Annotated in this window: 10 protein-coding genes; 6 read left to right on the top strand and 4 right to left on the bottom strand. The window is 46.9% G+C overall.

All coding sequences use genetic code 11. The features are described from left to right. Positions 1-258: 258 nt before the first annotated feature. Together HYW89_04665 and HYW89_04660 are read right to left on the bottom strand one after the other, a co-directional pair. Positions 259-2088: an AAA family ATPase gene (locus tag HYW89_04665; protein QQG45258.1), complete on the bottom strand. Its 1830-nt coding sequence runs from the start codon at positions 2086-2088 to the stop codon at positions 259-261. Positions 2089-2125: 37 nt separating this feature from the next. Further along, complete coding sequence (locus tag HYW89_04660) at positions 2126-2851, bottom strand: hypothetical protein (GenBank protein QQG45257.1); 726 nt, start codon at positions 2849-2851, stop codon at positions 2126-2128. Positions 2852-3008: 157 nt separating this feature from the next. On the opposite strand from HYW89_04660, the gene HYW89_04655 reads away from it, so the two are divergent. Both HYW89_04655 and HYW89_04650 read left to right on the top strand, forming a co-directional pair. After that, positions 3009-4190: a hypothetical protein gene (locus HYW89_04655; protein QQG45256.1), complete on the top strand. Its 1182-nt coding sequence runs from the start codon at positions 3009-3011 to the stop codon at positions 4188-4190. Positions 4191-4554: 364 nt separating this feature from the next. After that, on the top strand, positions 4555-4974 hold the full coding sequence (locus HYW89_04650; protein QQG45255.1) for a hypothetical protein: 420 nt from the start codon (positions 4555-4557) through the stop codon (positions 4972-4974). A 63-nt stretch (positions 4975-5037) separates the two neighbouring features. Here the strand turns inward: HYW89_04650 and HYW89_04645 are convergent, their stop codons facing one another. Next, positions 5038-5385 carry a hypothetical protein gene (locus tag HYW89_04645; protein QQG45254.1) on the bottom strand — a complete coding sequence of 116 codons (348 nt, stop codon included), beginning with the start codon at positions 5383-5385 and terminating at the stop codon, positions 5038-5040. Between the two features lie 147 nt (positions 5386-5532). On the opposite strand from HYW89_04645, the gene HYW89_04640 reads away from it, so the two are divergent. Then, positions 5533-8061: a UPF0182 family protein gene (locus HYW89_04640; protein QQG45253.1), complete on the top strand. Its 2529-nt coding sequence runs from the start codon at positions 5533-5535 to the stop codon at positions 8059-8061. Positions 8062-8115: 54 nt separating this feature from the next. Here HYW89_04640 and HYW89_04635 read toward each other — a convergent pair whose 3' ends face one another. After that, the gene (locus HYW89_04635) at positions 8116-8802 is read right to left on the bottom strand and encodes a peptidoglycan-binding protein (protein QQG45252.1); all 687 of its coding nucleotides are present in this window, start codon (positions 8800-8802) and stop codon (positions 8116-8118) included. A 124-nt stretch (positions 8803-8926) separates the two neighbouring features. Between HYW89_04635 and HYW89_04630 the strand changes: the two genes are divergently transcribed. The 3 genes from HYW89_04630 (at position 8927) to HYW89_04620 (ending at position 11299) form a co-directional block, all read left to right on the top strand. Continuing rightward, entirely contained in the window at positions 8927-9925 is a 999-nt protein-coding gene (locus tag HYW89_04630) for a GDP-mannose 4,6-dehydratase (protein QQG45251.1), read from the top strand. 39 nt (positions 9926-9964) lie between these two features. Beyond that, positions 9965-10480 carry a dTDP-4-dehydrorhamnose 3,5-epimerase family protein gene (locus tag HYW89_04625; protein QQG45777.1) on the top strand — a complete coding sequence of 172 codons (516 nt, stop codon included), beginning with the start codon at positions 9965-9967 and terminating at the stop codon, positions 10478-10480. A gap of 672 nt (positions 10481-11152) precedes the next feature. After that, a complete protein-coding gene (locus HYW89_04620) occupies positions 11153-11299 on the top strand; it encodes a hypothetical protein (GenBank protein ID QQG45250.1) in 147 nt (48 codons plus the stop codon). Positions 11300-11528: the final 229 nt, after the last annotated feature.

Genomic DNA, 11528 nt, shown 5'->3' with positions numbered 1-11528 from the left:
ACCAGCGGATGAATGCGAGACGGATACCCTGAGCTTATCGAAGAGTCTACCTTGCGATATGCTTTGGCGGATTCCGCCGAAGATACCGCGGGCGCCCGGCCTTCGTCCCGCTTCTAGCGAGACTACGGTCGCACGCCGCCATAGCTTTGGCGACGGCGCGCGGAGTAGGCTAAGTCCACGGAGCTTCATCTGAATTATACGTTCATTTGGGTTAAAAAACAACTTAAAACGCCTGTATCTTACAGGCGCCTAAAAATTTTAACTCTTACCGCTAATCTTCCGGAGGGCCTCATCCCTTACTCTCAACTCCTCCATGAGATCTTCCACCCGTCTCTCATGGGCCTCACGTTGGTAACGCGCCTCAACCTCAAACTGATGCTCCAAGGCCATCATGACCATCTCGGCTGTCATGGCCTTAAAAAGTTCCTTAACCATTTGCAGACGTTCTTCCCAGGGTTTGGCGCGAAATACTCCGGGGTTAATGAACCACTCCTCCGGTACGTCGAAATCTGCTGCCTTGGCTTTTGCAACTTGCAGGGCGTTCTTTACCGGCCGGCCGGTAAACGTAGGATCTTTCTTGTGGAATTCCGCGCAGAGCCTACCCACATCTTCCCAAGTTGCACCTTTTTTATTGGCATATTTCTTACGAAGTTCCTCTCCATAAGTTTCGGCAAGACTACGAGGAAGGACACGCTGGAGCGGCTGAACTTTGCCTTGACCAATCTGCAACAGACCGGTTTTAGCAAAATCGCGCAGCTCAAGAGCCGCCAGATCCATATAGTCTTCCCAGGTCTCTGGCCCCTTGATAAGGGCAGGATAAACAAATCTCTGACGCAAGGCATCATCCGATGCCGTGGGTTTGTTGGTCGCTGCGATGGCAAGGTAATGGCCGGTGTAGTTTGTCCCTGTTCCGGAAAAAAAGTCCATGAGAGCTTTCAAAATATCCATGTCGCCGCCGCTGGTCCCGGGATCACTGCGATCGCCCGTGATCAAAAGATCAATGTCATCCACAAAGATAAGCGAAAGGGTTGAAGGATCCTGCGCTACGCTCAAAAGTTCCTTAATAAGCTGCGCGGTGTCTCCATACCATTTACTCTTAACCTGATCCCCTGTAATTGATTTAAAGACATAAGGAAGTCCGACCGGCTCCGCACGTCTTGCTACATGCGTCATAAGCAGACGTATGCGCGTTGTCTTCCCAGTACCGGGACGACCATCCAGAAGCACTGATTCCAGCAACCCCCCAAAATGCACAAACGGATTTTTTTGCAGTACGGAATCGTACATCGCTAATCTGTCACCGAGCCGGAGAAAAATCCGGGTAACGTCCTGATCCCCAATAACCTCTTGAGGTTCAACCGGAGCCCATGTCACAACTTTTACTTCTTTGCGGTCCTCGACCTGAAAACCAGTTACGGCCATAGTACCGTGGTGAAAAGTAGTATTGCCCACCAAGGCTAAGAGTTCTGCAGGAAAATTTTTAGCGATGGCCTGCACCTTATTTATTACCGCTTTCCAGTAATCACGGGTAATAGCAATCGCATCATCAACATTCTGCACCAAACCTTGCCCATCAGCATCTCTCTTTCCTAAGGCATCAACATAGTGTACGAGGGTAAAGATCAAATCACGAGTGGGGCCTTTTCCCAGTACAAGTTCCATTCCTCCTATTTCGAGGTGTGCCAGTTTGGCCGGATCTTTACCACGAAGCATCCTCTCACATTTCATGACAATCGCGCTCGCCATAACAAATAATCCGTAGGCACTAATAAATTCACGTTTCTGCTGGGTAGAAGTGGTAACCGCAAGTCCTAGTTTACTAAGTTTTTCGAGTTCCTGCTGAAGACCGGTTCGATCTGTCAGAAGATCGTAGAAATAGAAATAAAGGCAGAGACCATGTCGAATCACATAAAGAAGATCAAGTTCCGCAGGAAGGGGCCGATACTTCTCTTCCGGTGATAGTTCCTGAAGAAGAACCAAAAGATCTTTCTGTTTGACCTTCTTGAGCTCCTCCATGAGCCCTTCGGCTTTAGGCACATGTTTGCCAAGCTCTGCATCTGGGATAGGATGCGACTCACGTGTAGGCATAGCGGTTTTTACCCCCTCTGTCTAGGTGTGTCTTTGACTACGAAGGGCGACGAGATCTGGTGAGTTTTTCAAATTTTTCTCGTATCTCTTGCCTTTTTTCTTCTTCAGCCCTGCGGCGATCTTCTCTAGTCTTACGGCGTTCAGCAAAAACTTCGGAAAAACCGGACTTAATCCCTCCCAAACCAGAACCTACGCTTTTTCCGACTTTCCTTAACAAGCTGTCGGACGAAGAACTGACAGATTCGGCAGCGCGCCCAACATTCTTGCTAAACCAGCTCTTATCCTCTTCCGGAGCCGCGATGGGCTCGGGAAGCTTCTCTGTCAGCACAACCTCAACCTGCTTTAATTCTTGAGGTTCCGCGACCACTTCGGCCTTCTTTTCTTCTACAACCCGAGACACAGGCCGCTCTTCAGACTTGGGCTTCCAGTGGCTTTCGGGTTCAAAAAAAATCATCGCCATCCGATCCATCAAAAAAAGACCAAGGGTAAAAGCAGTTGCCCCTAACGCCAAAAGCGCCAACTCCAGATACAAAGACATATTGAGACGGAAACCAGTAACCACCTCAAAGCCATTCGCAATGCCGTACGCTATAATCCACCAAAGCAGCCATTTATTTTTATCTCCCCAGCTAAAAGGATCATTGCCTCCGAATCTAAAGATTGGCCTGCGCTTGTGGCGGTACTTAAAAAAGAATATGGACGCAAGACTAAAACCAAGCCCGATGCCAAGATGTACAAGGAAAACGTTGAGCAGGTACTTCATGGCGCTCGCCTCCCCTGTTGACGGTATTGAGCTGTCCAAGTACTTATAAAATTATAACAAAGCGGCACTAGAAAGTCAAGCTAAACGAAGTGCTTGACAAGTTTTATGTTTATTGCTACAATAACTATAGTTTCGGAAACCAACCCAGGAGGAAAAGATGCCCGAGAGGAATATGCTTGAAACCCTAAGAAACAGGCGTGCAACCATTGAGGTAACCGCAAAAGACGCTAAAGATATTTTTGCGAGCATCGAGGATATTGATGTCAAAACCCCCGCAGAGCGTGAAGCGACTGTTAGGGAGGCCCGCACTAAACTCGATGAGGCAAAACGGAAAAGTTTGGAAGCACAGCAGGATATTCATGATCTTATGGAGGGACTCCGGCTCAAATTTGAAGAGATTGGAGCGATAGCAGATAAGAGAAAGGAATATGAAGGTTTTGCAGAAAACTGGTATGCATTCTGGGGTAAAGTTGGGTTTAGTGCCTCTAAAGAAAAAGCGGACAGGATACGCCGCCAGCGCCAAGCAAGTCAAACCGTAGATCAAAATCTAAAGGAACTTGTTGAGTTGAATGCCGCAACCGTGGAAGAATTGCTTAAGGTAGAACGTATACACAAGACTGCTTACAATACTTTTACAACCAAATATAAAGAACTTCTGCAATTACTGGAAAAGAGGGTTCCCGAACACGAAGTCCTCAAAACTGAAATCCAGATACTGGAGGGCAAGCTTGATCTTTTGCGCTTGGAGCTGGACACGGCGGAGGCCGAAGATCGTGTAAAGAAAGAGAAGGATCTTGAAGAATTGGAAAAGGATCTTCAAGCAAAACAAGTGCGAGCCGGAGAGCTCCTTGAGAAGATCAAAACCTGGAATCAAGCCCTACCCATTATTCGTGAGGCCAGAGAAGCAACCCAGAAAGCCATTCAATCCTTCCGTCAGATGTGGACAGGACTTAGAGAGATGGAGCGAAGCTTTGCGGTATTGCTGCAAGAGGTTATGACTCCTATCCGTTCCTTGGCAGCAACCGAGCAGTTTGACACCATTGCGCCAGTGGTGAAAGAGGCGGTTGATAAGGTTTTGGGTCTTTTTGTGGATAGCGCCACCGCAGCCATGGATCGGGCCGCTGCCCATTCTGCAGTACCAATCATCAATTCTGAAAAACAGCTGGAGAAGGCACGACAGCTTAGGAACAGTGTTGAGCAGTATTTCGCGGTCATGAACCGTCTGGCGGAAGAACAGAGAAGAGGGCCGCAGTATCCTGACATAGCTTCGGGAGGGGACGGTCATGCAACGTCGGATGCAGGTCCGAGGAGAACGATAGACCCCCAGGACCACGATTAAAAGGTTTTTAATGAAAAAGTTTTTGCCGCAAAGGGACAACTCTTTGCGGTGTTTTTTTACCCGCCGTCGCAGAAAGCCACGGCTGGCCTACTCCGCGCTCCGTCGCCAAAGCTATGGCGGCGTGCGACCGTAGCAACCTATGGCTACGAAGGCTGGACTGTAGGAATGAAGGCGAAAATAATAACCCTTCCGAAGTCCCGCTGAAAGCGGGACGAAGAAGGGTATTCGGCCATTTGTGCACTTAAAAGCGATCGCTTTTAAGTGCACAAATACGGAGTTGTATTTTCTTGTTGACATGCAACCTACACCCGTGCTATACTAATAAATGGCCTGTTGGGAAGGCCGTACGAAAAGGAGGAAACGGATGATCTTTCTCGTAGCGGGTCTACTAGTTGGAACAACTCTATATACAATCGGCTATTTAGCACGAGATCTTGAAGATTCGGAGAAACGCACGTTAAAATTGGTTGGACTTCTTTCTGCCACTGCAGGAGCCATGATGTGGTTAAGTGCTCTTTATCTCACTTACCCCGGAGTTTTCACTGGTCTTGCCCTTGGTTTAGGGGCACTGATGGCTGTAGTTGGTTACTACTACAAGGGTGCAGAGAAATTACTGTTGCTCAGTTACGGACTTTTGCCAATCGGGGTGCTGATGCTTATGATGAAAACTGGATGGTTCCTTTTTGTTGCCATTCTGGTGGTTGCAACGATCGTTTACTTCAACTTGGTTAAGACTGGAAAAGCGGAAAAACTTCTACAGAATCTCGAAGAGAGGCTTCCGTAACATCAATATTGTAAAAACCCTCGAGCGAAAATTCGCTGCGAGGGATTTTTTTATAAATACTTCCTACTTCTCAATAGCCACAAAACTTTCCGGATGAAAAAGCTGGAAAGTGGTACTGCGACCATCGGGTGCCTGTTCTGTCACAACCTTAAAAGAGTAAGGACTAATTTGGAACTCTTTATCAGGATGCATCTCGCGTAATTCCGCCATACCACCCGCAAAGATTCTACGTGCTTTCCACTCCTCCGGCTTACAATCAGGAGGCAGGAGAAGCATATAAACAAGGGGCTCCCCTTCTTCCGAGACTTTATTTACAAGATGGAAATGTTTTTCTACCTCTTCTTTGATAAGTTCTTTTTTGCACTGATTGCATACCGTGACTTTACGCAGAAGCTCTGGATTTCCAGACATTGCCGTACTCCTTCCACAAAGGGGCACCATCCCCAAAGACATCATACTATAAAGTCGTTATTTTGTCAACTTTCAGAGCGATTGACAAAACAAAATAAATATGCTACAAATAAACTGGTGTACCTTCACAATAAGGAGGCATCCCTTATGAAAAGGGCAGCTCTGATTTTCGGGATACTAACGTTGCTCGCACTCGCAGTAGCAGGATTCAATCAAATCGTACACGTCTATACTGAATATCTCTGGTTTGAGAGTTTTAACGCTACCACGGCCTTTTGGGCAGAACTCCGATGGAAAGTTACTCTCTGGCTTGTAGGAACGGCTTTTACCTTCCTCTGGATTTGGTTCTTTTCCATCTTCCTTACCTCACGTGGAAACAACACCCTTCCGGATTCCGGAAAAAAGGTTTTGCGCATTCGTGCTTGGGTAGGAAGCGTAGGGGTAGCGATTTTAGCCGCAGTAGGATCGTGGATACTTCTCACGCCTCACTGGAGTAAATTTTTTCTCTTTTTCTACCAAGTTCCTTACGGCCTGCAAGACCCGATCTTCGGAAAAGAAATTTCGTTCTATCTCTTCTCGCTTCCTCTGTGGAAAGAGGTCATGGGATTGGGTTATTTACTACTGGCTGCAACCACTGTTTTGATTCTTGTGTCGTGGGTCCTGACACGGTTTATTCCGTCGCCAGAAGGAGTAAGGCATAAATTTCATCTGGTTGCGCTTGGAATCCAAATTATTGAAGCGCTCCTGATTTTTACCCTACAAACCTTACTGGTTAAAATCCCTTCCTTGGCCTATACGCGACACACGGCCGCAGACGGACACATGCTTTTTTACGGCGCCGGGGCTCTGGAAGCAGGCCTCCTGCAAATTCTTTATCTGGTTCTGATTGGCGTAACTGTGTTAGCGGCGTTGCTTATCTCCAGAATTTTGATCAGAAATCTGGCGCGTCCCGTGCGGGCGCTCGTCATGGTGGGAACTGTTGCCGTCGCCTGGTTTATACTCTCGCCTCTGGTTGTTAACGAACTTCTCCCCAAGGTTTTCTTCAAGGTGGTCATCGGACCAAACGAAATCACCAAGCAGGAGCGTTTTATCGCGGCCAATATTGCTATGACACGTGAAGCATTCGGACTTACCAATGTAGAAACAAAAGAGTTTATCCCCGAAAAGAACCCTCTGCAGGTGGAACGAGTTATTGCGCAAAATCCTATTCTGCTCAAAAACATCCGGCTCTGGGACTTTAGATTTCTCCTGCCCACGCTCAAACAGCTGCAGGGACTGCGACAGTACTATGAATTTAACGACGTAGACGTTGATCGGTATTATTTGGGGCCTCAAAAGGAATATCGTCATGTAATGATTTCGGCCCGGGAAATTGAGCCCAACCAGATTCCCGGCAGAAACTGGATAAATGAACACCTGCAGTACACTCACGGGTATGGGGCGGTAATAGCCCCGGTAAATGAAGTCAAAGAGGGCGGTATGCCCCATTTCTTCGTCAAAGATTTCCCGCCAAAAAGCGAGTACCCGGAACTTAAAATTACCAGACCCCAGATCTATTTTGGCGAACAGACAAAATCCTGGGTGCTGGTAAGAACAAAACTGCCTGAAATAGATTTTCCGGAAGGAAGCAAGAACCAATACACCACCTACGAAGGAAAGGGCGGAATTCAACTCTCCTCGTTTGTCCGTAAGCTGGCGTTTATATGGAAAATGTGGTCTTGGGACTTTTTGATGACGAGTTACGTGACGCGGGAGACAAGAATTATGTACGATCGTGATATTACAACCATTGTTCAAAAGATCGCACCTTTCCTGAAATACGATAAAGATCCGTACGCAGTAGTCACTGGCGGGAAAATATACTGGATGAGAGACGCTATGACCACTTCTTCCTTTTTCCCTCATGCTACCCCAATCAACGGTATTAACTACGTGAGAAACTCTGTGAAAATAGTGACCGATCCCTACGACGGGACAACTACCTTTTACATTTTTGACGAACGCGATCCTCTGATACGCGCTTGGTCCAAACTATATCCGGGTATTTTCCGGCCCAAGTCCGAAATGCCCAAGGAACTTCAGGCGCATGTTCGTTTCTCTGAAGATCTGTTTCTGATGATGGCTGAAGCTTATAAACTCTACCACATGGAACAACCAAGCCTTTTCTACAATAAAGAGGACGCGTGGGTCGTTGCCCAAGAGCTCGTAGACGTTGATAAGCCACAAGCTGTTGTACCTTACTACATTGTTGAGAAATTTAGCGCCGAGAAAAAGGAAGAGCTCGTGCTAATGCTGCCCTTTACCCCCAAAAACAAGGAAAACTTGAACGGGTGGCTGGCCGCAAGAATTGAGGGTGAGCACTACGGAAAACTTATAGCTTACCAGTTTCCTAAAAACGAGATAGTCTACGGAACAATGCAGATTGAGGCGCGACTAAATCAGGACCCCAAAATAGCGGCCCAAATCACGCTCTGGAACCAGCAGGGGTCCCGAGGAAAACACGGCAATATGCTGGTGATTCCTGTGGAAAACGTACTTCTTTACGTTGAACCCTTCTTCCTGGTTTCTTCTGCAAGTCCAATGCCCCAATTGCAACGAGTGAGTGTAGTCATCGGAGAAAAGCTTGATATGGCTCCTACTTTTGAGGAGGCGTTGAAAACAGTTCTTAGTAAATGAGTTTATGAAAAGACCGCACTGGTTTACCTGTGCGGCGTTTTTTTAGAAAATTTTCTATTTGCCAAACAGCAAATTAATCAGGGCCCGGGTTTTAGGACCTAGCGTGCCTGCTGCTTCCAAGCCGCTCGCCAGTTGAAATTTCTTTACTGCATCTTGCGTGACTTTCCCATAAAACCCGGTTACTGGTCCGTCATCAGGAATGCCCCAGCCATTTTTTTGCAAAAACTGCTGCAAAATCTTCACCTCTGGGCCGCGCATGCCGGGGCGAAGACTTTTAGTCAACCATTGTTTGGGTATCGGTTTTACGGGCGTAGAAACCTCTGCCAGCGATGACGCTGACAACGGCGGAAAATTTACTAAGGAGGGCGGTAACGAAGACGGCGTCGCAATAGTTTGCGGTGTACCGGCTTTTACGGACAGATCACGCACCAAAGAGGCATCCACATTTCCTGTTTCATTGGACACCGAGGGGTTAAGCATGCCTTTTACTTCAAGAATATGGCCCGGAAGTATTTCTTTCGGATTTATTTTCTCTCCATATAGCGACTCCAAACGCGTGGCATAATTGGTGGCAAAAGACCATTTCTGGCCCCAGATACGCACTGAAAAAAAGTTCAGGGCGTGTTGGGAAGTAAGTTCTGCTCCCGCCAGACGCACCTCGCCCTTGGGAGAGATATAAAGTTCCTGCGGAAAAGTTTCAGCCCTGACCCTGACCAACGCAATTCCAAATATAAATAGCATAAAAATGATATAGCGCATAGGTGGAAACAATTTGTGATAAAAAGCGTTTATAATTTATAATGGAACTGTTGTTCCGAGCTAAGCTTTGGTGCTCACGCCAAGCTAAGCCTTAAACACCTAAAACATGCCATCTAACATAAAAAAGGTTTTAATCACCGGTATTACGGGGTTTGTAGGTAGTCACTTGGCTGACTATATCCTCACCAACCGTCCCGAAGTTGAAATTGTAGGCATTACACGCTGGCGTTCCCCCAAAGAGAACATATGGCACATTCTTGATAAGATAACACTTGAATACGGCGACTTGCTTGATCCTTTCTCCTTAAACCGCGTACTCAACAACCACCGACCGGATGTTATTTTCCATTTGGCTGCGCAGTCCTACGTTGATTTTGCTTTCGTGGCTCCGATAATAACACTTAATACTAACATAATCGGCACCTGTAATCTACTGGAGTGTGTCAGGGAATTAAAGCAATCTTCCGGCTACGATCCCGTAATTCACATCTGCAGCTCTTCGGAGGTCTACGGTCAGGTTGAAGAAGACGAGGTCCCCATAAAAGAATCCAACCCTTTCCGTCCTGCTTCCCCTTATGCCGTGAGCAAGGTTGGAGAAGACACGCTTGCCTTTCAGTACTGGCTCTCTTGGAAAATTAAAACCATTCGTACCAGAATGTTTACACACACCGGTCCAAGACGCGGGGACGTATTTGTATTGTCTAATTTTGCCAAACAGATTGCGGCCATAGAGGCAGGAAAGAAAAAAGAACCGGTGGTAAAAGTGGGAAATCTGGAAAGCGTTCGTACTTGGATGGACGCGCGCGACGCGGTTGAGGCTTACTGGCTGCTGATCACTAAATGCCCTCCCGGAGAGGTATACAATATAGGCGGGACCGAAACCATGAAAGTCGGAGAAATGCTGAACAAACTTCTTTCACTTTCGGAAAGAAAAGACATTCGGGTAGAGGTTGACCCAAAGCGCCTGCGTCCGTCTGACGTAACTTTACAGATTCCGTCTATTGAAAAATTTACGCAAGCAACCGGGTGGAAACCAAAAATAAAATTTGAAACCACCCTCCGCGATACTCTTGACTTTTGGCGTGAGTTCTATAAAATACACTAAGCTAAAAACTTACACAAAACTGCGGGGGGATGGCCGGTGATAAAGGTCAGTAAAACCAAGCTGGACGGGGTTTTATTAATAGAACCACATATTTTTGAAGACTATCGCGGTTTTTATGTGGAAACTTATAACGAGGAGCTGTATCGGAAACACGGCATTGATATTCATTTTGTAACGGATGACATTTCCGTATCCAGCCATCACGTTCTGCGCGGCATTCACGGCAACAGCGATACTTGGAAACTGGTCTCCTGCCACTACGGAAGATTTTATCTGGTGGTGTTAAACTGCGATCCCGAATCTCCAAATTTGGGCCAGTGGGTTCCTTTTGTTCTTTCTGACAGAAACCATCATCAGGTGCTGATTCCGCCCAAACACGGAAACGGCCATGTAGTTTTGAGCGAGGTAGCGATCTTTCACTATAAACAATCAACCTACTACGATCCCAAAAGCCAGTTTACTTACTGCTGGAACGACCCACGGCTTAACATCTGGTGGCCGGTGAAAAACCCTATTCTTTCCCAGCGTGACGAAACCGGATATTTTGTTGAGTAAGTCCCTTAGGGGACTTATTTTTATCTCTATGGCCATAGTCAAACCCTTTTTGCGTTATTGACAATTTCTGTGGATTTGCTATAATTAGTATAATCTCCGTGCGGATTCCGGGAGGAAAACATGAGTGAGTCGGTCAAACATAGCACTTTTTATGAATGTCCAAATGGTTGTCTAGATACATGGTTCTTTCAAAACGGTACTTCTAATGTCACCCGCAAGTTAACAGCAGAGGGAGAAATAATGGAAGAGGAACGTTTTCGTTTTTCTGCAGCCACTCCCGTAAGATGCTACAGGTGTCAGGCAGAAGCCATCTTTCGAACAAAAACGGTGCGCACTATCACCATCGTCGAATAGACTCGGGGTTTTTACAACGTAGAAACCCCATTTTTAATTTCTCCTGGTCCGTGACACCTTTACTTTTTCAATAACCAACTACAGGCCTGCCCGCCGAAGCCTTGGCGTAGGCGGGGATTTTCCCTCGGCCCTCCGAAGCTTTACTGCGTCCATCCGAAGTCTATGACGAAGGAGGATGCGAAGGGGGCTTTATTTCCCGCCAGAGGCGGGTCCGCCTCCGGCGGATAAGCCGTTTTTCAAGCCATACCGACAAAAACTTGACAACTAATCTTAATCATGTAAAGATGTCTGCAGTACAACCGATAGAAGGAGGAAGAGATGACAACCGAATATCTTGCCCAACTAGTTGCTCTGTACCCTGAGCCGTTCGTTTTTGCAGCTATCGGCATCGGAATTTTTCTTGCTGACGTAGTCTTCGAGGTAGCGATTTCTCCCATTCTTGCCCTTTTTACAAAAACACACTAATCGTTCCCGACTACCACCAACCATCCTCGGGCCCAACTCTTCGGAGAAGGGCCTTTTTTATCTCTACTACCCATGACACCTTTAGTTCTTTTTGATTGAAGTCGAACTTCAATCAGGTCAATCAAATCCATACTCTAGCCCCATGACCCATGACACTTTTGTTACTTCAGCGGTGTTCCGCGGTAACCCCTTGACTTTTTCTTCCTTACCTATTACTGTTGAAACCAGC

This window comes from Candidatus Sungiibacteriota bacterium, from assembly GCA_016432465.1.
Lineage (GTDB): Bacteria > Patescibacteriota > Minisyncoccia > Sungbacterales > HO2-52-23.
This window is presented reverse-complemented; position numbering and strand designations above follow the sequence as displayed.